The sequence below is a fragment of the Acinetobacter sp. ACIN00229 genome (assembly GCF_016106645.1).
Lineage (GTDB): Bacteria > Pseudomonadota > Gammaproteobacteria > Pseudomonadales > Moraxellaceae > Acinetobacter > Acinetobacter oleivorans.
This window is the reverse complement of sequence record NZ_JADWOM010000004.1, coordinates 25,464-47,479: the sequence shown is the minus strand read 5'-3', so window position 1 is coordinate 47,479 and position 22,016 is coordinate 25,464. Positions and strand designations below refer to the sequence as shown.

25 protein-coding genes, 1 tRNA gene and 1 pseudogene are annotated in these 22,016 nt (G+C 35.8%); 10 read left to right on the top strand and 17 right to left on the bottom strand.

The genetic code is table 11. The features are described from left to right. Positions 1–518: 518 nt before the first annotated feature. Together I7H67_RS04465 and I7H67_RS04460 are read right to left on the bottom strand one after the other, a co-directional pair. Positions 519–857 (bottom strand): hypothetical protein, encoded by a 339-nt coding sequence (locus I7H67_RS04465; protein WP_111854754.1) that lies wholly within the window; start codon positions 855–857, stop codon positions 519–521. Positions 858–1,137: 280 nt separating this feature from the next. Continuing rightward, positions 1,138–1,905, bottom strand: a complete 768-nt coding sequence (locus I7H67_RS04460; protein ID WP_151823266.1) for a class I SAM-dependent methyltransferase — start codon at positions 1,903–1,905, stop codon at positions 1,138–1,140. A gap of 197 nt (positions 1,906–2,102) precedes the next feature. Here I7H67_RS04460 and I7H67_RS04455 point away from each other — a divergent pair, with 197 nt between their 5' ends. From I7H67_RS04455 to I7H67_RS04445, 3 genes are all read left to right on the top strand, one after another. Beyond that, positions 2,103–2,777 (top strand): HAD family hydrolase, encoded by a 675-nt coding sequence (locus I7H67_RS04455; protein WP_198307177.1) that lies wholly within the window; start codon positions 2,103–2,105, stop codon positions 2,775–2,777. A gap of 232 nt (positions 2,778–3,009) precedes the next feature. Beyond that, complete coding sequence (locus tag I7H67_RS04450) at positions 3,010–3,495, top strand: Lrp/AsnC family transcriptional regulator (protein WP_031945309.1); 486 nt, start codon at positions 3,010–3,012, stop codon at positions 3,493–3,495. A gap of 178 nt (positions 3,496–3,673) precedes the next feature. Then, positions 3,674–3,790, top strand: coding sequence for a hypothetical protein (locus tag I7H67_RS04445; RefSeq protein WP_004793556.1), 117 nt, complete (start codon positions 3,674–3,676; stop codon positions 3,788–3,790). 14 nt (positions 3,791–3,804) lie between these two features. On the opposite strand, the gene I7H67_RS04440 is transcribed toward I7H67_RS04445, so the two are convergent. From I7H67_RS04440 to I7H67_RS04425, 4 genes are all read right to left on the bottom strand, one after another. Further along, positions 3,805–4,614: a pyrroline-5-carboxylate reductase family protein gene (locus I7H67_RS04440; protein WP_151987405.1), complete on the bottom strand. Its 810-nt coding sequence runs from the start codon at positions 4,612–4,614 to the stop codon at positions 3,805–3,807. Positions 4,615–4,994: 380 nt separating this feature from the next. Next, complete coding sequence (locus tag I7H67_RS04435; protein WP_151987403.1) at positions 4,995–5,219, bottom strand: hypothetical protein; 225 nt, start codon at positions 5,217–5,219, stop codon at positions 4,995–4,997. A 216-nt stretch (positions 5,220–5,435) separates the two neighbouring features. After that, positions 5,436–5,651, bottom strand: coding sequence for a cold-shock protein (locus I7H67_RS04430; protein ID WP_005303678.1), 216 nt, complete (start codon positions 5,649–5,651; stop codon positions 5,436–5,438). A gap of 351 nt (positions 5,652–6,002) precedes the next feature. Beyond that, the gene (locus tag I7H67_RS04425) at positions 6,003–6,935 is read right to left on the bottom strand and encodes a lauroyl acyltransferase (RefSeq protein WP_013198449.1); all 933 of its coding nucleotides are present in this window, start codon (positions 6,933–6,935) and stop codon (positions 6,003–6,005) included. A 238-nt stretch (positions 6,936–7,173) separates the two neighbouring features. Here I7H67_RS04425 and I7H67_RS04420 point away from each other — a divergent pair, with 238 nt between their 5' ends. Beyond that, complete coding sequence (locus I7H67_RS04420) at positions 7,174–7,791, top strand: LysE family translocator (protein ID WP_013198450.1); 618 nt, start codon at positions 7,174–7,176, stop codon at positions 7,789–7,791. Between the two features lie 97 nt (positions 7,792–7,888). Here the strand turns inward: I7H67_RS04420 and I7H67_RS04415 are convergent, their stop codons facing one another. The 3 genes from I7H67_RS04415 to I7H67_RS04405 all read right to left on the bottom strand — a co-directional run bounded on the left by I7H67_RS04415 (position 7,889) and on the right by I7H67_RS04405 (position 9,319). Next, positions 7,889–8,434, bottom strand: a complete 546-nt coding sequence (locus tag I7H67_RS04415) for a glycoside hydrolase family 108 protein (RefSeq protein ID WP_198307176.1) — start codon at positions 8,432–8,434, stop codon at positions 7,889–7,891. Between the two features lie 29 nt (positions 8,435–8,463). Further along, positions 8,464–8,853 (bottom strand): hypothetical protein, encoded by a 390-nt coding sequence (locus I7H67_RS04410; protein WP_005303665.1) that lies wholly within the window; start codon positions 8,851–8,853, stop codon positions 8,464–8,466. 211 nt (positions 8,854–9,064) lie between these two features. Next, positions 9,065–9,319, bottom strand: coding sequence for a hypothetical protein (locus I7H67_RS04405; RefSeq protein ID WP_005303662.1), 255 nt, complete (start codon positions 9,317–9,319; stop codon positions 9,065–9,067). Between the two features lie 669 nt (positions 9,320–9,988). Here I7H67_RS04405 and I7H67_RS04400 point away from each other — a divergent pair. Continuing rightward, positions 9,989–10,660, top strand: coding sequence for an XRE family transcriptional regulator (locus I7H67_RS04400; RefSeq protein WP_005303661.1), 672 nt, complete (start codon positions 9,989–9,991; stop codon positions 10,658–10,660). Positions 10,661–10,811: 151 nt separating this feature from the next. Here I7H67_RS04400 and I7H67_RS04395 read toward each other — a convergent pair whose 3' ends face one another. Next, a complete protein-coding gene (locus I7H67_RS04395; RefSeq protein ID WP_005303658.1) occupies positions 10,812–11,045 on the bottom strand; it encodes a hypothetical protein in 234 nt (77 codons plus the stop codon). A gap of 174 nt (positions 11,046–11,219) precedes the next feature. Next, positions 11,220–11,296: transfer RNA gene (locus I7H67_RS04390), tRNA-Met, on the bottom strand. Between the two features lie 256 nt (positions 11,297–11,552). Between I7H67_RS04390 and xseA the strand changes: the two genes are divergently transcribed. Next, complete coding sequence (xseA, locus tag I7H67_RS04385) at positions 11,553–12,818, top strand: exodeoxyribonuclease VII large subunit (RefSeq protein WP_198307175.1); 1,266 nt, start codon at positions 11,553–11,555, stop codon at positions 12,816–12,818. Beyond that, complete coding sequence (gene xseB, locus I7H67_RS04380; RefSeq protein WP_004793582.1) at positions 12,808–13,002, top strand: exodeoxyribonuclease VII small subunit; 195 nt, start codon at positions 12,808–12,810, stop codon at positions 13,000–13,002. Before xseA ends, xseB begins: the two co-directional genes overlap by 11 nt. A gap of 198 nt (positions 13,003–13,200) precedes the next feature. Here the strand turns inward: xseB and I7H67_RS04375 are convergent, their stop codons facing one another. Both I7H67_RS04375 and I7H67_RS04370 read right to left on the bottom strand, forming a co-directional pair. Continuing rightward, a complete protein-coding gene (locus I7H67_RS04375) occupies positions 13,201–13,419 on the bottom strand; it encodes a hypothetical protein (RefSeq protein ID WP_004793583.1) in 219 nt (72 codons plus the stop codon). Between the two features lie 48 nt (positions 13,420–13,467). Continuing rightward, a pseudogene (locus I7H67_RS04370) lies at positions 13,468–14,062 on the bottom strand (LysE family translocator). Between the two features lie 443 nt (positions 14,063–14,505). On the opposite strand from I7H67_RS04370, the gene I7H67_RS04365 reads away from it, so the two are divergent. Together I7H67_RS04365 and I7H67_RS04360 are read left to right on the top strand one after the other, a co-directional pair. Further along, complete coding sequence (locus I7H67_RS04365) at positions 14,506–14,835, top strand: hypothetical protein (RefSeq protein WP_198307174.1); 330 nt, start codon at positions 14,506–14,508, stop codon at positions 14,833–14,835. Between the two features lie 473 nt (positions 14,836–15,308). Continuing rightward, the gene (locus I7H67_RS04360) at positions 15,309–15,665 is read left to right on the top strand and encodes a four-helix bundle copper-binding protein (protein ID WP_192833701.1); all 357 of its coding nucleotides are present in this window, start codon (positions 15,309–15,311) and stop codon (positions 15,663–15,665) included. 634 nt (positions 15,666–16,299) lie between these two features. Here the strand turns inward: I7H67_RS04360 and I7H67_RS04355 are convergent. The 3 genes from I7H67_RS04355 to I7H67_RS04345 form a co-directional block, all read right to left on the bottom strand. Beyond that, a complete protein-coding gene (locus I7H67_RS04355) occupies positions 16,300–16,707 on the bottom strand; it encodes a GFA family protein (protein ID WP_198307173.1) in 408 nt (135 codons plus the stop codon). A gap of 28 nt (positions 16,708–16,735) precedes the next feature. Next, a complete protein-coding gene (cueR, locus tag I7H67_RS04350) occupies positions 16,736–17,137 on the bottom strand; it encodes a Cu(I)-responsive transcriptional regulator (protein WP_005070253.1) in 402 nt (133 codons plus the stop codon). A gap of 75 nt (positions 17,138–17,212) precedes the next feature. Further along, entirely contained in the window at positions 17,213–19,684 is a 2,472-nt protein-coding gene (locus tag I7H67_RS04345; RefSeq protein WP_198307172.1) for a heavy metal translocating P-type ATPase, read from the bottom strand. 166 nt (positions 19,685–19,850) lie between these two features. On the opposite strand from I7H67_RS04345, the gene I7H67_RS04340 reads away from it, so the two are divergent. Continuing rightward, on the top strand, positions 19,851–20,051 hold the full coding sequence (locus I7H67_RS04340; protein ID WP_077162564.1) for a heavy-metal-associated domain-containing protein: 201 nt from the start codon (positions 19,851–19,853) through the stop codon (positions 20,049–20,051). Between the two features lie 57 nt (positions 20,052–20,108). On the opposite strand, the gene mobR is transcribed toward I7H67_RS04340, so the two are convergent. Then, on the bottom strand, positions 20,109–21,779 hold the full coding sequence (gene mobR, locus I7H67_RS04335; RefSeq protein ID WP_019457425.1) for a phenol degradation transcriptional regulator MobR: 1,671 nt from the start codon (positions 21,777–21,779) through the stop codon (positions 20,109–20,111). Positions 21,780–22,016: the final 237 nt, after the last annotated feature.

Sequence of the window (22,016 nt, the reverse complement as noted above, 5' to 3'; positions counted from 1 at the left end):
CAGACTGACACACAAGAATCAGCACGCACAAGGCGTCCCTCCCTCGCCCTACCGCTACGAAGGGGGACGAACGAGTTCGCCACCAAAAAGAGAACTTTTTGATGTCTTGTGTGTTAAATCGATCTGTCAAAATCGACTGGCAATGTGGCCAGCACGCAAAGCATAATCGGAGGGGTTTTAGGTGTCAATGTGATATTGGCTAGAAAATAATTGAATAAATATTATTTTTCATTGGATTAGAATATTTAATTACTTCATTAGAAATTGATTATTTAGTAAAAATAATAATAGAACGAGAAAGAGTTGACAGACTGAACCCAAAAGATCAGCACGCATTAAGCGTCCCTTTCTCATCCTGAAACGAAGAATAATAAGAGAGATTTTAAGTGTCAATGTAATATTAAGCGAATTATTAAAGTTTATTTTTTTATTTTAAATTATATGCTGTGATACACCGATAAAATGAATAAATAAATCCATTTTATCGGCTTGCTAGAAGAGGTTTTTAAAACCTTATTTTATTTTTTAATATAGTTTGGAAACTCTTTTAAAACCGTACTACATAATTGGCCTTTCATATCTCCTCTCTTGCGTGCTTCAAATTGGTCCATACCTAATCTCATAACTTCTCTACCATATTTTTCACCTAGTTCATGTTTAGTACATTTGTCAGATTCATGAACTAATTCTTGTGAAGTATAGTGATAATTACAATCAAGTTGAGCACGGCTTAAAAAACCATGTAGCTGTACTGTTCTCTCGCAAGTTGTTCGCTGTATATAAGTTTTGGGCTCTTGTTCAGCATAAACTGATGTTCCTACCAATAAAGTGAAAACTGTTACTAAAATATTACGCATTATTTCCCCGACAAAGTTATTAAAAGTATTAGTGATAATGTTGCGGGCGTATTAAATAATAATTACTTATAAGTGTCTATTAATAATAAGGAAATTAGATAAATCCCCTTATCTTTTGAATACTTAATCACCTTAAAAAAATTGTGTGATTAACTTTTATCAAATAAATGATATTAAATTTTTTCTAATCTTCTTTAATATAATCCAAGTTATTCAAGTAAAGAGTTTTAGTGATATTTCATAGATTTCTTATCGACTAAAACCCTTACTCATTAGCACTTTAAAACCCTAACTTCTTAAAGACAAAATAACCCACATGGCTTTCAAAGCTACCGTCATTTTGAATTTTGAAATACTTCTTAACGAGGTCAGATGAACCTTCCTGCAAATAGCGTAAAGTTTTAACTTGATCTTCAGGAGTTTTCATACGCTTTACCCAACTATCAAAGTCTAATGAAAGCGTTTGCTTGTCTAAAGCTACTAAGTCAAAGCCTGCATCTTCGATAAAATAAACCCACTCTTTCACACTATAGTTTCTTACGTGACTCGGGTCTCGAATCGTTTCGATCGTCTGTAAAAACGTATCTAATATAGGTGAGCTAGAACTAATAATGTCTACAAAAATAACAATGCCATCTGGCTTAAGAACACGATTTACTTCTTTCATTGCAGTCGGAACATGCTGCCAGTGATGAGCTGAATATCGGCTAATCACGACATCAAACTGCTGATCACTAAAAGGCATATCTTCAGCAATGCCCTGCTGCACAAAGATGTTTTTTAATTTGCGCTGGCTAGCGGCTTTAGAGACTGTGTCTAACATTTCATGAGATAAATCGTAGGCAAAGACTAGGTCAGCATGCGGAGCAACATTATAAGAGACATGACCACCACCACAGCCTAAATCTAGAACCACAGCCTTTTCATATTTCTGAATTTCATGAATAAATTTATTAAATTCAATTCCTTCAGAATGTGCTTGGCTATTCAAATAGTCTAAAGATTTATTTTGATATTGTTTTTGATTTATATCGTGCTGGGTGATCATAACCTTGCTTCCTACTTTGCAATGAAATCACCATAAAGCAAAAGTTAGATAAAAAATAATGATTAGTTTTTCTTCAATTGATAAATAAAAGTTATTATTTAATTTGTTTTAATACACAGTAAGCACAAAATTTTAAAATCCTTAAATCCAATAGACAGCTATACTGGCTTTATCTAAAAATTCTACAAAAACAGAAAATGCTAAAAGCTATTTTATTTGATTTAGATCAGACTCTACTTGACAGAAATACATCACTTAAAAAATTTGTTGAATGGCAAGTAAACTTTTTCCAATTGGTATCACAGAAGAATAAGCAAGACTTTATCACTCGATTTATTGAATTAGATAATAATGGAAATGTTTGGAAAGACTTGGTTTATACCCAATTGCTTAAAGAATTTAATATCAAAAATTTTAACGTCGAGACCTTGCTGAACTCCTACGTTAATGACTTTAATAAGTTTTCTTCTTCATTTGAAAGAGTTCCTGAAACAATTCAAAATCTTTATAACAAAGGATATAAATTAGGCTTAATTTCTAATGGGAAATCCCCTTTCCAAGAAAATAACTTTTATGCACTAGGTCTTAAGGAATTTTTTTCTACAATTATTGTTTCAGAAGCTATAGGCTTACGAAAACCCAATATACAAATATTTGAGCATGCATGTAAAGAGCTTGGCTTTATCCCTGATGAATGTATTTTTGTAGGTGATAATCCGAAGGCCGATATTGAAGGTGCTAACAAAGCTGGAATGAAAACGATCTTTTTCCATCCTGATCCTTCCATTGATTATCCTTTCGCAGATAAAAAGATTCACCATTATGATCAGCTAGAAATAGCAATTAACAAATTAGAGAATTCTATTCTTTAAAAATAGATTTAAGAACTTAGAAGAGATCCGCAAAGAGCACTGTTTAGTCACCCTTACTGAAACAGTGCTCTTTGCTCCATCACAACCCTTATCCAGAGAGTTCGATGCATAGAACTAGTGTATGTACCTTTAACTCAAAATGTTTCCTGTATTTTTTAATATTTTTAAATGTTCACAGCATAAAAATGAAGTATATTTAATTTTATCAGAAGATTCTTCTTTGGTTTATATTTTGAACAGAACAGAATACACACTAGATCGTATAGATCGGAAAATTTTATCTGCCTTACGGGGCAATGGCCGTTTAACTGTTGCTCAATTAGCAGAAGAAGTCGGTCTTTCATCTTCACCATGCTGGACACGACTGAAACGTCTGGAAACTTTAAAAATTATTGAAGGCTATACGGTAAACGTAAACCCAAAAGCGATCGGTATTCATGAAGTATTCTTCATAGAAATTACTTTAGAACGCCATGACGATGAAATGCTGGAAAATTTCAGCGAAGCATTAGCTGACATACCTGAAGTTGTAGAAGCTCATCTCGTCACAGGTGATTATGATTATTTGGTTAAAGTAGCAGTAAAAGATGCTGACCATTACGAACGTTTTTTACGAAAAAAACTCTATTCAATTAAAGGAATTCGACACACCCGTTCGACCTTTGCCCTACGCCCTCTTAAATCTGCCAATACCGCCGATTTAATGTTAATTGAATAAAAGGTGTAATGCCTATAGCGCATCGACGTAAACTATTGATTTTAAAATGCTTATTTAGTTAAGCGGCTTAAGCGATAACAGATTTAGGCTCTGTTATATTTTTTTTAAAAAATTCTGTATCTATGATTACAGCCTCCTCATCTCCATAATAAAATTAATCTGAATTGGAGGCATCGCCATGAACATTTTGAAGAAAAAAAATAAGGCCAGTTTTGTATTCTTTATTATTACTCTCTACTCTTTTATTGGGTTTGGCTTAGGTTTCATTATTTGGGAATACTTCTTAAAGGCCTAGTTTGCTAAAAAGCGTTAACGAGCCTCAGAAATAATTTCTGAAGTAATTTCTTTGCTACGATGATATGCGGCCCTCATTGCTAAACGTATATCATCAGACACATTGCCTAATTCAAACATTCGTAAAGCAGATTCGGTAATCCCATTTGCTAAAGTGACCTTTCCACATAACTCCGCTGGTGGAACATTACTTTTACGAATCATTTCGACTGCGCCAGTAGCCGCTTGAAGCGCAAGATCTAAGGCAAATTGTTTATCTAGCCCTAATGAAACACCTGTCTTAATCATGCTATCTAAAATATAGAAAAAGTAAGCTGGCCCTGAACCTGATAATGCAATAATGGCATCACTTTGTGTTTCAGACGGCGCCCAAAAAGTCTGGCCCGTTGCAGAATACAAGGTTTCAATTAAGTCTTTATCAAGCTGGTCCATTTGCTCTGAAGCAATCAGCACGTGAGTACCAACATGGGTCAGTACAGGCGGATTTGAAATCACACGAACGATTTTCTTTGAACCTGTAAAACTGGATAGGTGCGCAATATCAATCCCTGCCATCATAGAAACAATAATCTTATTTGCTAACCATTTTTTAAACGGCGCAAGTATCTCTTTTAATTGTTTTGGATCGAGTAACAACACAACAATATCAGCTTTTTTTAAACCATTTTCTTTTTGCTTCAAAGCATGTGTATCATTAATTTTTTTCTCTTCAATTAAGTGTATTTTTTCTTTGTTAAACCCTTTTAAAACCATTCCTCCGATTAAAGCCAAAGCTAAATTACTACTGCCAATAAAGCAAATATTAGGTTGTACTTCACTTAACATTTAAAATGTTTTCCTTTCTAAGCGAGGCTATAACAATAAATATTATCTATAGTTTAATTATGAATGTTGAATTAAAGATGACCGTCTGAATAAAGAGCCCACTTTAATAAAAGATTTTATTAAAGTGGGCTTTGTTTTATTTGCGCAATAAATAAAACAACTTTAGCTTACGCCTAATGTATAACTATATTTACCAAATTCCACTCACAAATTGTAATGGTCTGTAACTAATACTAAAATATTGTAAATACCATTTGAAGCTATAAAATAAAATCATTGTTTTTCAAAAATTAAAGTTTACTCATTAAATCTATTTCAATTAATTTAATAAGAAAATCTTTAAAATAATAGACAGTAGTAAAATTATTTTAATTTATTAGCTAAATATTTTCATTTTTCTTCTTTAAAATACTCTCGGCTCTTCTCATTGCTTGACTTAAATCAACCTCATCACACACCCAAAAGCTAAAAATTTGTCCAAACAAGTGGAAGTGTTGCCTAATATATTTAGAACTATTGTCTGAATAATGCTCTTCAACCTTAAAGAAATCATTATTATTTTCTATTTTCTGACCGTCAAAAATACCGCCAATACAAATATCCATTTTAATACCATACACCTAATTCGTTATATTTTAACATAAAAATTTAGAAGCACTTTGATAAGAGTATTTTTATACTTCTTTTTTTAAATATAAGTTGAATTAAAACTTATAAAAAACCCACAAGACTAAAGTGGGCTTTTTTAAACTCTAATAAAATGCTTTAGACTTAAATATATTTTATTTAAACAATATATTCAAATCAATTAAACGCTTTATTTATGAGTTTTGAAGAATCACAATATTTGAAGCTTGAGGGCCTTTTTTACCTTGTACTACGGTAAACTCAACACGTTGACCTTCTAATAGAACTTTAAAACCTTGTGTTTGAATATCAGTAAAATGAGCAAAAATATCTTTACCTTCATCAGTCACAATAAAACCAAAACCTTTAGTTTCATTGAACCATTTTACTGTACCAGTACTAGTAGACATATGTTATATCCTAAATCTTAAAATATTATAACTTATTATTGGGAAACCAATTTAACTAAAAAATAGATGTCAAAAATTAAATATCTGAAGAAACCCAAGGATTATAAATATAAAACTGCGCAAATAGAAATTTATTATGACAAGAATATTTTGTTAGTTATGCTCGATAATACACGCTTCATAAGCATTTGCAATCGATATTCAAAATAATTAAAGCAAGAAAAACTCTACCCACTCCCCGATTCATCTTTCATATTGATTTAATTAAGATTCCTTTCAATTAAAAGTCAAATTTTGTTTCATTTTAATCGAAAGAAGTCAAATATCAGTGCTATTTCTCCATAAAAACCATCAATAAAATTTCTTTTCGCCAGCAGGACGCGTCTTAAAGCGTCGATGGAACCACATGTATTGCGTAGGGGCAATACGAATTTGATTCTCAATAATCTTATTGACTCTTTCAGCATCACTCACTTCACATCCACTCGGAAAATTTTCTAATTTAGGTTCCACGAGTACATGATATTGAGGGTTTCTAATATCGCCACTTCTATAAAAGTATAAAGGTACTGCTGCTGCTTTTGAGATATCCATCAATCTACGGTGAGCGGTCACGGTAGCCGCCTGTATTCCGAAAAATGAGGCCATTACACCTTGTTTTAAGCCAAAGTCCTGATCTGGGCTATACCATATGGCATGACCATGTTTAAGGTTTTGGATAAGTCCACGCATGTTGTCTCGAGCAATCTGGTTTTTATAGACTCTTGCGCGGCTGCGATGAATTAGAAAATCTAAAAAGGGATTATTTTGAGGTCTGTAAACCACGTCCATATTAAAAAATAAGGTACAAGCTGCTCCACCAGCGTCTAAAAGCGTACTATGGGTGCCTAATAGTAGTACGCCATTTTCCTGATTATTTGTTAAATTCTCTAATCCATCTATGTGAACACGGCTTTTAAACCAGTTTGGACTGTACCAAGCATTTAAGGCTTCAAATACACCCGTGAGAGTATCTACAAAAACCTGTTTGGCTTTCACCTCAATTTGCATAGGTGTTTTTTCAGGAAAGCAGGCTTCTAAATTACGTAATGTTGTTTTTCGTCTTGAACCTAAAGATTTCCATGCTATTTTTGATAAAAGATCGGCAAGACGCCATTGAATTGCCCAAGGTAACATCGCAAAACACATCAGAATAAATGCTAAAAACCATATACCCCAATATTTAAACGATAAAAAGGAAAATCGAAATTCGCCAGATTTAAACTGCCGTTCTTTTTTCGTCATGCTGTATATTTCTTGAGGTATAGGTTTAGCATACTAACACCCCCTGCTGTTGGGGTTGTATGTTTATGTTGCTTTGAGTAATAAGCTTTTTATTACCCTACCTATTTATCGAAATGCATATTTTAAACATTTAATCTATTTAAGGCTTAAATATACATAACTGTCTGTATACATAACTTATTTTCTCATTTAAAGTAATCGCATAATCTTGTCTCATTGATAAATAGGATATATCAGCGTGAGCGGTCTTTTAGTCTTTATAACAATTGCATTTCTTACTCTCTTAAGCCCCGGACCTGGCGTTTTATTTACTGTCACAAATTCAATCAATTATGGTGTTAAAACTGCTCTATTCGGTATTAGCGGCTTAATCATTGGTATGTTTGTAATTGCTGTAATTTCCGCTAGTGGTGTAGGTCTTATTATTACCAGCAACCCAACTATTTTTACGGTTTTAAAATTTATTGGTGCATTTTATTTAATGTATCTTGGATATAAAAATTTCAGCAAAAAAACGCCATCGCAAGATTTAATCACTGATCAACAAAGCGATAAAAATGTAAGTAAATCGAGACTCTTTTATCAAGGCCTACTTGCATCTTTGCTTAATCCTAAAACAATCGTATTTTTTATTGCTCTATTCCCTCAATTTATTGATATCAAGAAAGAAATTTTAACTCAGTTTTTAGTTCTATCTTTAACCTTTTGTTTTATTGGATTTTTAATTCATTTGGTCTATGCAAATTTCTCTTCAATTTTTAAAGAAAAGATGTTGGCTGGAAATAATTTTTCTATACTCAATAAAATTAGCGGTGCTATTTTCTTTCTTCTTGCCGTTTTACTCATTGCACAATAAATCATTACTCGACATATGATTATTTGAAAAGCCTCAACTCATGGTTAGGCTTTTCAAGTCTTTTGTCTATTAACATATTTTTATCTAACTACAATTTTTACAACGCTACCCTGTTTAAGATCCATCCATAAAAGAAGTCTTCGTAATTTGGGTTCTTCTCTGTAATTTCGATATAGTGCTGCCCTTGCATAATATTTAAAACGCGTAGTAAGACCGTTTCTCCGTCTTTATTACGCCTGTTCAAATATGTACTCAGTGCTTGAATAGTGCGAGGTCCATATTGACCATCTAAGGTAAGATTTGGCCAGCCCTCCTCACCCTGCTTATTTAGCAGATTTAGAGCACGTTGTAATAAAGGTTTAGTAAAGTTGACTCCACAATTTATAGCCGTATCAAGTAACTCTTCTGCAATAGCAGGGCTAATTTTATTGATCTGGTCAAATTGGGGTTCAAACCAATATTGTTGTTTATAAATAGACTTGGCTACGCTTAATGGTAAATCTCTCATATCACCTTGATATCCGTTCGATCGAGCGACTGCCTCGGTAATGCCAAATTTGGTGGCATGCCCATGGTCTGATGGATGATTAATATATCCACCTTCTCTGTCTATGATTGCTTCTAAGTATTGGTCAATATTCATTTTATTTTACCTATATCATTGAAACTGTTTTAGCTATTTTGCAGATCATCTTTCGCTTTTTTTAAGTCTTTGATGACTTCCACAATCGTTTTCCCTTCTTGTTTATTGATGAAATTAAATATCCATCTCACAATCGCCCAGCCCGGCAAACCGCAAATGAAGAAGAATCCACATAGTGTGATCATTCCCCAAATATCCGATACCCATTCATGTAAATTCCATTTCATGATGATAAATGAGCCTCCAGTTAAGCTTGAAACGACTGTGCATATCAGCCCAACAATCCATTCTTGTGGTGAGCGAGGGAAACGCATCATCAACACGACTGCCACAACTAAGCTGACTGCTAAAGCCACCATAATTGCAATGCTATAAAAATCTAAAAATGTGGCTAAACCACCCGTTGGAACTGTTTTCATCATCTTGTCCTGCTTTAAAGGGTAAAACTTGAAAACTCGCTATTCTTAATCGCTTGTTGTTTTTCAGGTTTCATCAATACCCTTAGTTTTCTTTATTACAGCCAATAAAAAACACTAACGCTTTTTTTAACCGCGCTAAATTGCAAGACGAACTGATCCTTGACCCCATATTTCAGGGGTCCAAGAAAGAATGTTTGTATGCTAAAGCCTGTTAGTGTGCACTGTTTAAGGCTTGTTCAATCAACTCAATCACGGTGATTGCACCTATCGCTTTTTGCATTGAGACTTGATCATCGAATTCGAATGCATCATCTTCAAGCTCACTTGCAATTAGCTTTGCCTCTTCAAGCGCCCTTTTTATTTTTTGTACCTTGTATTTGTTTACGTCTTTTGCAATTGTCGGGACATATCCTCCACGTTTTGCATTTTTAAGTTGTTTAGCTCTGTTCTGCATTGCTGTAGTCATTCACTATCTCCAACTCACACGTTTAATAAGGCATCTTTATCGTTTGTTATTCTTGAAGTTTTGATCCATTCTTTGAGCAATATAGCTAAGCTATGACTACAAATGTGTGTTCAAAACGTTTCATCTGGTACAACAAACCTAAAGAACTAAACGGTATGCATTTAAAGTATTCATTTAAAAGTAGATATTCCTTTTTCTAAAATTGTAAAAAAGTATGAAAGCTCTTACGTTTATGTCTTTTTCAAACTTTAATTTTTTGACCAAAAAGTTCAAATAAGACTTTGCCGTATATCGGAAACTTTTGTTACGCCTCACAATCTTTGCTAAATTCTTCATGTTCTTGATACCCTTTATCGACGAACATTAAGCCTGATCCACGGAATCGGGCTTTTTTTTATTCTATTTTTTGTTTTGATAGCCTATCTGTAAATAATAATTGAGCTATCTCCCTTCTATTTTGCTTCCTCTAGAAACAAAATAAATTTAGCTTTCATCTCAACATGCTGATAATTCAATAAATAGTGGTTCAAATACGATTTAAACTTGATCTATTCATTTGAAGATATAACCGATATTATAACTATAGTTATTATTAGTCAATAACTATAGTTGTTTTACTCGATATAACTTTAGTTATATATTTGTTATAAGTTTGCTGGTGTAACCGTTATGGCTCTTAAAGACCGTTTAAAAGATTCTAGAATTAAAGCCAAAAAAACTCAGGCTGAAGTAGCAGAAGCAGTAAAAATGTCTCAGCCAGCCTATCAGGCTTTAGAGTCTGGGAAAAATTTAAAATCTGCGTTTCTTCCACTTATTGCCCAGTTTTTAGGTGTAGATGGTTATTGGTTAACGACTGGAAATACAGAAGATGCTTTTAGAGAAAGTGATGTATTTAGCCCTACAGTTGTGAGTGCTGAATCCACCGATCAATATGCTTGGATTGAAGTGGTAGAAGCTAGTTTTTCGTGTGGTACTGGTGAGTCTATTGAGTTCCACTTCGATGCAATTAATGGAAAAATTCCTTTCCCTGCTTCATTCTTTAAAGAAAAACGGGTTGCTCAAGAGTGCATGCGTATTATCAAAGCTAAAGGCGATAGTATGACAGACTACATTAAAGATGGAGATCTGGTCGGTATTGATATCTCTCAAACTGAAGTAATTGATGGCGAGATTTATGCGGTTTACTTTGCAGGCGAAGGAATGATTAAGCAAATTTTTAAAGAAGCTGATGGCTCTTTAATTTTGCATAGTTTGAATGAAAAATTTAGAGACCGCCGTGTAACCGAAGAAAATGGAAAGAACTTTAAGGTCATGGGGCGTCAATTCTGGCGAGCGGGTTAAGGTCGTTATAAATATAATTAAAATAATAATTTTATCAATTTAATACGTTTTTGTTTTTTATAACTTTAATTGTTTATTATCCATATAGATATAAAAAAACCTATCTCTTTTAAAGGAGATAGGTTTTTTAGCTTTAGAGCCAAGCATTTTATTAACAATACGTCGTTAAACGATAAAGCTGATTAAATCCAGCATAAAAGCTTTTACCATCTTGGTTTAATTCGATTTCTTCACCAGATTGAAGTTGAATTTTCTTACCAACTTCGACCCAACGATAACCATCTTGAGAGTTTTGCTTACGCACATGAGGAACGATCCTCACATTAATCTCATTGCCATTTACGGATGTAGCAATATGCCACTCATTTACTATATTCACAATCATTCACTCATCACTGAGCTCATGTGATTTAACGGTATTTAATTAGAACGCTAGATTTAAGGTATGGACAGTCAGTCTAGAATTTAATATTTAGCTTTATATAGGGTTATTTATAAGCTAATTGCTTTTCATAATTTTCGTATTATGAAAAGTGGTACATCACAGAGCATAATATTTTGGTTGCGGGGGCCGGATTTGAACCAACGACCTTCGGGTTATGAGCCCGACGAGCTACCAGACTGCTCCACCCCGCAATTGGAAGTAAGCTTTATACGCTCATATATTTCATAAAGCAAACTTTATTTTTTAATCAGTTGTAATTATTAAGAATTATCTTTTTATTAATTTTTCATTTTAACCGTTTGGTCTAAATAACCCTATCAATTTCCAATTTTTAATTCTTTAAATTGTTGTATTTATTTTAAATAGAACCCGATATTCATAGACAGCAATTGCCTTGGTTGGATGGCTTTTATACTATCTAGGTTGGTCCTTTAATGTTTAGTTCGTATGTCTGAACCTCAGTTTTCCCTTAGTGAATATCTCGGCACAGTTCAGGAAGTCATACGTTTGGCTTTTGATGAGCCAGTCTGGGTAAAAGCAGAGATTCGAAATTTAAATATTAAAGGCGGCCATTACTATTTAGAGCTTGCAGAAAAAGATGCAGAGACTGATAAAGTCATTGCCAGTTGTAAAGCTACGATCTGGAAGTTCTCAGCAAGTAAAATTGTTTTAAAGTTTGAACGTGAAACTGGTATTGAGATTTCAAGCGATTTAAATGTGCTCATCAAAATTAGAGCGCGTTTTGATCCTCAATATGGATTTTCGGTCAATATTGAAGAGATTGATTCAAGCTTTACCTTAGGTGAAATTGCTAAACGTTATCAGCAAATTATTGAACGCCTCACACAAGAAGGGTTAATTCATAAGAACAAACTCCTGCCTACTCCTTTTGACATTCAAAATGTTTTAGTCATTGCTCCTCAAAATGCTGCGGGCCTAGGTGACTTTAAAAAAGATGCCGATGCTCTAGAGAGAAATGGTGTTTGCCATTTTGTGTATCATACCGCTACGTTTCAAGGGAACACCGCTGCAACTAGCTTGATTGAATCTTTAGGTTCGGGTTTAAGACAATGGGCCAGCACATTTAAATTTCCACCAGACCTTATTGTAATTATTCGCGGTGGCGGATCTGTGAATGATTTGGCTTATTTAAATGATTATGAACTTGCAGCCCTGCTCTGCAAACGCACTGTACCGATTTGGGTTGGTATTGGTCATGAAAAAGACCGTACTATTCTTGATGAAATTGCCCATCGTTCATTCGACACGCCAAGTAAAGTGATTGCTGGCATCCGTAACCATATTGTTGAACGCGTACAAGAAGCCGTCGATAGTCTGCAAACCATTAAGCTTCTTTCGCAGCATCAAATCACGACTTATCAAAGCAAGAATGATCAGCTACTTCATCAGATTAAATCTTCGGTGCAAGGTCAACTTAACTCGGCACATCGCCTACTTGACCAAATGAAAGAGCGTATTCAGTTTAGTTCACAGCAACAGGTTAAATTTTCATTAACTCAAATCGAATCATTAATGAAAGAAGTCCTTTTACAAAATCCGAAACAAGTTCAAGCCAAAGGCTATGCAATTGTTAGATCCGAAGGAAAAGCGATTCGGTCTATACATCAAATTTCAAACCCTGCCATTGCGATTGAAATGCAAGATGGTGTGATTGAAGCCAACATTACACAGGTAATTCCAAATGAACAATGAAGAGTTAACGTTTAAAGACGGCCATGACATTTTGAAAAAAAATGCAGAACTACTTGAGTCTCAAGAAAGCCCAGATATTGATAATTTAATGAAGATTGTTGAAGAGTCGATTACTGCTTATAAAGCATGTAAATCCCGTATAGAAGCCGTTCAACAAGCTTTAGATGAAACATTTAAAGAATAATTTGCAATAAAAAAAGCCCATTCCTACTTCTCATTGAAGGAATGGGCTTAGTGAAAACCACTTAGTCCTGAAATGCAAAAATGTGGATTAGGTCACATTTTTGCAAAAGCATAGTCCCACAAGTATTGGGCATCTTCAATATTTTAATTGTGTCTATTACGTAGTTTGGCTTTATTTTCAGCACTTCTTAGCTAAAAGCTATTCCTCGCTGAATGCTCCAATCAATTGATAAATTTTACCGTCTTTAGGGTTTTCATAAAGCAAATCCATGTTTGGCAAAATAATATCGTCATCAATTTCAATATGTTCAACGCTTTTGTGAAGTTCAAGGGCGTGATCATTCATAGGTCGAACTTTTGCCAAAGCAATCGTTTCTTGGTTAAACTGATCCTTAATAATTACTTTTAATCTTTTCATAAAAATCTCCTGAAAATTAAATTTTTTAATATAAATAACGAGTTAAGTTTAAAATGAGCTAATCGCTGAATAGCCGATTGGCATAGCAAAAAAAGTTAAAATAAATGCAGCCGTACGTTGTAAATTACGTTGGTTTAACCAAGTTACTTTGTTTGAAATTAATACGGTTCCAAAAGCAATCCATAAAAAAGCAATGGGTGTAATTAATGATAAAAAAAACAGCAATATGAATAAAATATACGTGAAACACTTCCCATGCTGCATGTGGAAAAATAGCAGAAGCAAAGAGTAAAGCTTTAGGATTTAAAAGTGTCGCGACAAATAAAGCCTTAGGCGTAATCAGTGGATTGTCTAATTTGATGTCGTTTGTCGATGTTGTCCAAAGTTTAAATGCAAGGTAGAGGATAAAAGTTGCACTTATTAACTTTAATACAGGTGGAAGCCATGGAATAAAATGTGAAACGGACTCAAGTAAAATACCCCATGAAGTAATTGCAATGAGATAACCCATCACCTCAGCAGGAATAAGTTTCAGAGACTGCTTCACTCCTGCCTGTATTCCAGCAGAGGCTAACAATGTATTTGTTGGGCCTGGAGTCAACAAAATGGTGACCACAAGTCCAATGAACATAAATGACACCATAGGCAACGAACTCTTTAATTATGCTAGGCGAAATATGTCAAAAAGGTGCATCTATTGTCGACAAAATGGTTGTAACAAGAAATATTAAAACTTAATTATTTATTTTTAAAACAAATAATTAACTAAAACTGACCTTAAATTCACTTACGATTTAATCAATTTTAAATATGCAAAACCGATCACACAAATACGGAATAATGAGCTATTCTTTCTTGCCTACAAGGAATGAACTTGAAAATTTATTACTCAAAAAAATAAGCTTTTTTTTAATATTTTTGAGGGTATATAACTCAGTAAATAATAGCTTTCCGCCTCACTTGAAATTTGAAAATTGAACAATATATAAACAACTAGAAATCGTAATTTTACTGAATATGATGTCTCACTCCCCATCAATTCATTGATTGTCGCTTTCATCAAATAAATCAAATGATGGAGGATGCATGATGAATGCTTATGTTCGCCCTCATCCCGATGGTTTTAAATCTTATTTAGGTAAAAATCAAAAAACCGGACTCTATGCTGTGCGGCTTGGTTGGATGGTTTATGAAACAAATGGCAATGGCTCTGTTCTATACATTGTCAAGAATGAAGATAAGATTCCATTAGATGTAGATAAGTTTAAAACTGACCGACCCAAAATTTATGCTGCTCTTCTTAATGAAGTTCAGTTTCAACGCAAGAAACAACTGGCGATTGATCTCCAGCAATCAAATATCCCTTCTTATGACCGTAAAGCCTACAAAAAACGTCGTGGTTTTATACACTCTTAAACCTATCTATTTATAGTACACCTATAGAAAAAGCACCCTCGGGTGCTTTTTCTTTTAACGACCAGTTGTAATTAATACAAACATGCTCAGTATTAATGTGCTTAATGATCGTTTGCAATGGATGTGGACTTCATGCTCAGCTCCGTGAGCGTATTGATTAACGTTTTCCATTTCGTGTCCTTCAAAGTTCACATTCCTAATTTGCCTAATATTCACACAATAAGAAATTAGCCAAAAGTATTATATGCAATTAAATTTAACACAATCCTTAAATTTAAATCCCCTATCAATATCAAAAAATACGAGCATTTAAAGCTAAAAGCTGGATGTAACATTCTACTACGAGGTTAATTATGTATTAGCGATTTGTAGCCCTTTCATCTCAAACAGCCATGCCTTAAAAATCATCTTCTAAAATAGAAAATATAACGATATTCCATTTTTTAATAATAGTCTTCGATAGGAGAACTCTTATGGAAATTCAACAAGAAACAAACTCAGCTTTATTTTGTGACACCTCTACCTCAGTTCAAGCCTGTATTGAATGTATGATTGCTTGTAAAACGTGCGCAGCTGCATGCTTGCAAGAGGAACATGCCCATATGATGCGAGAGTGTATTAAGCATTGCATGACATGTGTAGAAACCTGCCAACTGTGTACATCTTTAGAGTTAAGAAATTCTGAGCTTGCTGAACAAGCCATGCAATTGTGCGCCAATGCCTGTCAACTCTGTGCAGCAGAATGCAGTAAACATGAACATGAGCACTGTCAGATCTGTGCTAAAGCATGTTTGGCTTGTGCTCAAGCGTGTTTGGCCTATCGCGCCTAAATTTTTAAACATGTAAAGCCTACGCAATCTTTAGATCGTAGGCTTATTAAAACTTAATAAATAACAGAAAATTATATGTTTTTTATTTAAATCGAGTTAATCGTCACTTTTCTATAGGCATAAAAAAAACCCGCATCTTGGGGAAGAATGCAGGCTCTTAGATCTCCCACAACGACCATGAGTCCATTATTAAACTTGAACTTTAAACCGTTAAGTAAATGTACCTATAAATAAATTAAATTGCAATACAGAATAGTCTGTATGTTTAAAAAATTTTATTATTTCTACATCTTTTTATTTGCTTAAGAACGAATGGTAAAAAAAGACGTCATAAAAAAACTTTATTTATAGTCTGATCATCCACTAAATAGCTTTTTACAGGCATTAAAAAAGCCCGTTTCACGGGCTTTTCTGCAACGGTGAGCAATCTAAGATTTGTGTCTATCCATCTCTTACATGCTCTTTGCTAGCTATATGTAAGGTCCTATCGTATCTTTTGCCCTGTCCCAAGTTTCCCTGTGGATCGAGGAGATATTACGATTACCTTAGGTACAGTTATAGCACATTATTTATTCATGGCTAGTCTTGTTCACGTTTTTTTACAAATGAATAAAATACGGTCTAACCTTAATATTTAAGGGTTTTCTACCCCATTTTGATATTGGCGAGCACTATCGCAAATTGGATACCAGTTCACTTTTGAAGACACAAAAGCATGAGAAATGACAGATGTCGATATTTCTTCATTAATCAGCCCTACCCTTAAACGCACCATTTCAGGCTTATCTAAACGTTCACTCCAGATCGGTGAACCACAGGTTTTACAGAACACTCTCTTTTTATTAGGCGATGCAAAATAGGCCTGTAACAGGTTTTCACCTTGCACAATATTTAAGTCATTTTTTTGTACTTGAGTAATGGCAGCGAAAGCAGCACCTTGGGCTTTTTGGCACTGCGTGCAATGACAAACCATGATGGGTTCTAATTCGGCATTAATGTGCAGTTGAATCCCATTACAAAGACAAGAAGCTGTATAAGCCATGATTTTTCCTTTTTTATTTTAATCAAACTTAGCTTACACCCACACCTTTTTCAATGTGATCTAAGATCGCACAAGAAGCTTGCTGGTTACCGCAGCAATCATCGGCTGAAGCCTGCAAAATATTGACCATTTCTTGGAGATGGGCAATTTTCTGTTTTAATTCGGCAATGTGTTTTACGGTTAAGGCTTTCACCTCTGCACTATGCCGATCTGTATTTTTCCAAAGCGAAATAAGCTCTTTCATTTGTTCAGATGAAAAACCTAACTCACGAGCATGCTTTAAGAAGTTTAAAGTTTTAAGGTCTGTTTCTGAATAAATGCGATAGCCAGAAGCAGAACGCTGAGCTGCTTCAAGTAGACCGATTTCTTCATAGTAGCGAATCATTTTCGCCGAAATGCCTGAATGTTTGGATGCCTGACCGATATTCATCTCACACCTCAAATATTAAATTTGGTTTAAGACCTGCTGTCATGATCTTAAACCAAAAGTTGATTTTCAGCACCCTTACTGTACGGGCGCATGAAAACGTTTTAAGCGTAATGCATTGCCTAAAACAAAAACCGAAGAAAGTGCCATCGAGCCTGCTGCAAACATCGGTGAAAGTAACACACCAAATGCTGGATAAAGTGCACCTGCTGCAATTGGAATTAGAGCAACGTTATATACAAATGCCCAGAACAGGTTTTGACGTATGTTTCGCATGGTTGCTTTACTTAATGCAATTGCGTTCGGTACGCCTTTTAAACTACCTGACATCAATACAACATCGGCAGCTTCAATGGCAACATCTGTTCCTGTACCAATGGCTAAGCCAACATCTGCTTGCGCCAAGGCTGGTGCATCATTAATACCATCGCCTACGAAAGCCAAACGACCATATTGTTTTTGTAGTTGGCGAACTGTATCAACTTTGCCTTCGGGTAAAACCTCTGCCACAACTTCATCAATATTCAGCTTTTTGGCAATTGCTTGCGCCGTATGACGGTTGTCTCCTGTAATCATGGCAACTTTGAGGCCTAATTGATGCAAGGCCTCAATCGCAGCATAGGTTGTCTCTTTAATGGGGTCTGCCACAGCAATGATTGCAGCTAGTTTCTGATCAATAGCGACATATAGCGGTGTTTTTCCTTCTTCACCTAACTGAGCAGCAATCGCTTGGAATGAGTTGGTATCTAAACCAAGTTGGTGCATATAACGGTCTGCGCCAATTTGTACTTTTTGGCCTGAAACTTCCGCTTCAATACCTGAACCTGTAATCGAGTTAAATGCTGTTACGGGTAATAAGTTTAAGCCTTCACTTTCTGCTGCTTGAACAATCGCGAGGGCAATTGGGTGTTCAGACTTGGCTTCGACCGAAGCAACTAAAGTCAGCACTTGTTCACGTTCAAAACCTGATTGCACATTAAAGTCTGTCAGTGTAGGTTTACCTTCGGTGAGTGTTCCGGTTTTATCAACTGCAACAACCTGTGCTTCTTGCAAAAGCTGCAAAGCTTCACCTTTACGGAACAAGACACCTAACTCAGCACCACGTCCAGTACCGACCATAATAGAAGTTGGCGTTGCAAGCCCCATCGCACAAGGACAAGCAATAATCAGTACCGCAACAGCATTCACCAAACCAAAAGTCAACGCAGGTTCTGGCCCAAAAATAAACCAAACCAAGAAAGTAATTGCAGCAATTAACATGACAGCCGGTACAAACCACATGGTGACTTTATCGACTAAACCCTGAATCGGAAGTTTAGAACCTTGGGCTTGTTCAACCATGCGAATAATTTGTGAAAGTACAGAAGAAGAACCAACGGCGGTTGCCCGAATGTTCAGTGTTCCGTTTTGATTGACCGTACCACCGACCACCTGCTCTCCTATTTTCTTTTCAACAGGAACAGGCTCACCCGTAATCATAGATTCATCAATGTAGCTGTGCCCTTCGACTACTTCACCATCGACTGGTACACGCTCACCCGGACGAATTTCTACAATAGTTCCACTGACCACTTCGGCAACTGCAACTTCCACTACTTGTCCATCACGCTGAATACGAGCAGTTTTAGGTTGCATTCCCACTAGGTGTTGAATAGCTTGCGAGGTTCGTCCTTTGGCTTTGGCTTCAAAATATCGCCCAAGCAAAATTAAACTGACAATAACGGCAGCCGCTTCAAAGTAAACATTGACTGTGCCTTGTGGTAAAACCTGTGGCATAAAGGTTGCCACAACTGAAAAGCTATAAGCAGCCAAAGTTCCAACAGCAACCAGCGAGTTCATATCTGGCGCTAAACGCCATAAGGCTGGAATCCCTTTTTGGTAAAAACGGCGGCCAGGGAAAACGAGAACTAATGTGGTCAAAACAAATTGTAAAAGCCAGCTATTGTATTGACCAATCGTATGCATGACCCACATGTGAAAAGCTGGAATGAGATGTGAACCCATTTCCAAAATAAACACAGGTAAAGCCAACACAATCGAAATGATCAAATCTTTTTTAAGCTGATCTAACTCTGACGCTTTTTTATCGAGCTGCTCATCTTGATTTTTTTCAGATGCTTTTGCATCGTAACCTGCTTTTTTAACAGCGCGAATTAAGTCTTCGACATTGACCGATGCATCTGCTTGTACCCAAGCCTGCTCTGTTGCTAAGTTGACTGTGGCTTCTTGAACGCCGTCTACCTTTTTAAGGGCTTTTTCAACACGTGCAACACAAGATGCACAAGTCATACCCTCAATAGACAACTCCACTGGCGTAGCTTTTGGAACATCATAACCTGCTCGTTCAACTGCTTTAACCAATGCTTCACGCTGAATCGGTTGATTTGAATAAACAACAGCTTTTTCTGTTGCCAAATTAACGTTAGCAATTTCTACATTTTCAACTTTCTTAAGTGCTTTTTCGACACGACCTACACACGAGGCACAGGTCATGCCTTCAATTGGAAGTGTTTCACTATATGCTGGCAATTTTGTGTTTTTTGAGTCCATCAAACACCTCTGCAAATTTGCAAAATTTAATATTCTGTATTGAGCATACAGATTCCCATCATGGGAAGGTCAAGCATATTTTTTTAAAAATTTGGTCTTGACCTTACAATGATGACAAGGTTTAGACTCAGTGTTATCCAAACAAACATCTCATTCTTGATGGAGTATGAACATGAAACTACTTATTGAAAATATGACTTGTGGTGGCTGCGCTCGTGGCGTGACTGCAACGATTCAAGATATCGACCCAAATGCAAAAGTAGATGTAGACTTAGCGACCAAAATCGTAACTGTTGAAAGCAGTGAAAGCGTCGATAAAATTACCGAAGCACTTGAAGAAGATGGTTTCCCTGCTCAAGTGCAATAATGAATAAGGCCTAACATTTAAAGTTAGGCCTTTATTTTTGAGCGTGTTGATATTGACTCAAAGCTGAAATTTTTTAATTCGATAATCCAGTGCTGCCCGAGTTAGCCCTAATAAACGTGCCGCTTCAGACACATTATGATTTGCCTTTTTTAAAGCCGTTAAAATTAACTGCTTTTCGTGCTCTTCTAAATTAAACTCTGCCTGTAATAATTGCTCAAAGTCAGTTTTAACAGCTACAGCCTGCTCTAGGTCATGCTTGATCTGTGGAAAAATGGCATTTAACTTAATCAGTTGCTGATCGTCCGTTAATAAAACCGCCCTTTCTAATAAGTTTTCCAACTCTCGAATATTTCCCGGCCATTCATATTGCTGCATAAAAACTTTGGTCTTTTCACTTACACCTTGAATGGTTTTGCCGTACATTTTTTCAAAGCGACGAAGAAAATGTTCAACCAGTAAAGGAATGTCTTCACGGCGCTCTCGCAAAGGCGGAATCTGCACTGGGAAAATATTTAAGCGATAATATAAATCTGCCCGAAATCGTCCTGTTTTCACCGCTTGCTCAAGATCTTCATTGGTTGCTGTAATTACACGAACATCTAAAATACGAGTTTGTGAGTCTCCAACTCGCTCAAATTCACCTTCTTGCAAAATGCGTAATAGTGCCGCTTGTGCACGAGGTGAAAGCTCAATCACTTCGTCTAAAAAAATCGTACCGCCATTGGCTCGTTCAAACTTACCCAAGCGAGATTGATGCGCTCCTGTATAGGCACCCTTTTCTACGCCGAATAATTCGGACTCAATTAATTCTGGTGGAATCGCTGCACAATTTACCGCAATAAAAGGATGGTCTTTTCTTTGGCTATTTTCATGAACCCCTCGTGCAAAAGCTTCTTTACCAACCCCTGTTTCGCCTTGTAGCAAAATAGAAACTTTCGAGCCTGCTGCTTTGGTTAATAATGCACAGACCTGTTTATAAGATGCTGACTTACCCACAGAACTAAATAATTGGTAATCGGCTTCACTGTCACTGTAAATTGATTTTTTAAGTTCAAAAAGTTCAGCCTGCAACGCAATCAGTTCTTTTTCTATGGGTTCGGGAGACATGAACTGAATCAGCTCATCAGCATTTTCCCACTCTTCTAAAGGCTTACCAATAATACGGCAATGCTCGTGGCCGCAAGCTTTACACTCTATTTCTTGATAAATAATGGTCATGCCCGTCGCAAAACTGCTGTATCCGCATGCATAACCCAGAAGCATCCAGCACGCAGGTTCATCACTTGGACCAAAATGCTCTAAATGCACATCAGCTTCAAAAGAGTTGAGCCAATTTAAATCGGCATAAAACTGTTTTTTATCGTGGCTTAAATTGAGCTGGTTGGCCTGTACTTGCACCATTCCACGAATCGCATGCATTTGTGGACCCGCCATAAAAGCATCGTGTTCATTTAAATCGGGACGCATTTTTGTTGTCACTTCTGCATCCTTTAACCCAGCTTGATACCCTAAACGAATAAAAAAACGCTTGGTTCGCTCAAGCCCAATCATGTGCGCTAAGTCTTTACGCAAATATCCCATAATGCTGGTGTGTAAAAGCAGCATCCGATATTCATCAAACCAGATTTGGCCGTGGGCCGTATCAAAGTGCAGTTTAGACAACAAATCATGAATTTCTTGCGGATGATCTGCGTATCGTCCCGTTGTATCGTATTTTACTCGAGCCATGAGTGATCTGTTTTAATCCATTAAACACATTTCGGTTTTATCTCATCTTATCGAAGAACAAGATAAATGTCCTAGTACCTTAAAGACATAACTTCATACTAAAAAAGTATTTCTAAATCTCTCCTTTTAAAGCTTCAAACAATCTAAAAAGAAATTTTTACGACCCCCTTCATCAAATCATGAATATCTCTATTTCACCATTCAAAAAAATTCATGAAATGGTGAATTTTAAAAATG

What these genes read in the sequence shown, in the direction of transcription:
- I7H67_RS04430 (WP_005303678.1), bottom strand. Translation starts at nt 5,651, where the DNA reads ATGTCTACTAGTACTGGTACAGTAAAATGGTTCAATGAAACTAAAGGT.
- I7H67_RS04465 (WP_111854754.1), bottom strand. Translation starts at nt 857, where the DNA reads ATGCGTAATATTTTAGTAACAGTTTTCACTTTATTGGTAGGAACATCA.
- mobR (WP_019457425.1), bottom strand. Translation starts at nt 21,779, where the DNA reads ATGGCTCGAGTAAAATACGATACAACGGGACGATACGCAGATCATCCG.
- I7H67_RS04425 (WP_013198449.1), bottom strand. Translation starts at nt 6,935, where the DNA reads ATGACGAAAAAAGAACGGCAGTTTAAATCTGGCGAATTTCGATTTTCC.
- I7H67_RS04340 (WP_077162564.1), top strand. Translation starts at nt 19,851, where the DNA reads ATGAACATGAAACTACTTATTGAAAATATGACTTGTGGTGGCTGCGCT.
- I7H67_RS04445 (WP_004793556.1), top strand. Translation starts at nt 3,674, where the DNA reads ATGAACATTTTGAAGAAAAAAAATAAGGCCAGTTTTGTATTCTTTATT.
- I7H67_RS04400 (WP_005303661.1), top strand. Translation starts at nt 9,989, where the DNA reads ATGGCTCTTAAAGACCGTTTAAAAGATTCTAGAATTAAAGCCAAAAAA.
- I7H67_RS04395 (WP_005303658.1), bottom strand. Translation starts at nt 11,045, where the DNA reads ATGATTGTGAATATAGTAAATGAGTGGCATATTGCTACATCCGTAAAT.
- I7H67_RS04440 (WP_151987405.1), bottom strand. Translation starts at nt 4,614, where the DNA reads ATGTTAAGTGAAGTACAACCTAATATTTGCTTTATTGGCAGTAGTAAT.
- cueR (WP_005070253.1), bottom strand. Translation starts at nt 17,137, where the DNA reads ATGAATATCGGTCAGGCATCCAAACATTCAGGCATTTCGGCGAAAATG.
- I7H67_RS04405 (WP_005303662.1), bottom strand. Translation starts at nt 9,319, where the DNA reads ATGACTACAGCAATGCAGAACAGAGCTAAACAACTTAAAAATGCAAAA.
- I7H67_RS04355 (WP_198307173.1), bottom strand. Translation starts at nt 16,707, where the DNA reads ATGGCTTATACAGCTTCTTGTCTTTGTAATGGGATTCAACTGCACATT.
- I7H67_RS04365 (WP_198307174.1), top strand. Translation starts at nt 14,506, where the DNA reads ATGATGAATGCTTATGTTCGCCCTCATCCCGATGGTTTTAAATCTTAT.
- I7H67_RS04455 (WP_198307177.1), top strand. Translation starts at nt 2,103, where the DNA reads ATGCTAAAAGCTATTTTATTTGATTTAGATCAGACTCTACTTGACAGA.
- xseA (WP_198307175.1), top strand. Translation starts at nt 11,553, where the DNA reads ATGTCTGAACCTCAGTTTTCCCTTAGTGAATATCTCGGCACAGTTCAG.
- I7H67_RS04375 (WP_004793583.1), bottom strand. Translation starts at nt 13,419, where the DNA reads ATGAAAAGATTAAAAGTAATTATTAAGGATCAGTTTAACCAAGAAACG.
- I7H67_RS04410 (WP_005303665.1), bottom strand. Translation starts at nt 8,853, where the DNA reads ATGAAAACAGTTCCAACGGGTGGTTTAGCCACATTTTTAGATTTTTAT.
- xseB (WP_004793582.1), top strand. Translation starts at nt 12,808, where the DNA reads ATGAACAATGAAGAGTTAACGTTTAAAGACGGCCATGACATTTTGAAA.
- I7H67_RS04460 (WP_151823266.1), bottom strand. Translation starts at nt 1,905, where the DNA reads ATGATCACCCAGCACGATATAAATCAAAAACAATATCAAAATAAATCT.
- I7H67_RS04360 (WP_192833701.1), top strand. Translation starts at nt 15,309, where the DNA reads ATGGAAATTCAACAAGAAACAAACTCAGCTTTATTTTGTGACACCTCT.
- I7H67_RS04435 (WP_151987403.1), bottom strand. Translation starts at nt 5,219, where the DNA reads ATGGATATTTGTATTGGCGGTATTTTTGACGGTCAGAAAATAGAAAAT.
- I7H67_RS04345 (WP_198307172.1), bottom strand. Translation starts at nt 19,684, where the DNA reads ATGGACTCAAAAAACACAAAATTGCCAGCATATAGTGAAACACTTCCA.
- I7H67_RS04415 (WP_198307176.1), bottom strand. Translation starts at nt 8,434, where the DNA reads ATGAATATTGACCAATACTTAGAAGCAATCATAGACAGAGAAGGTGGA.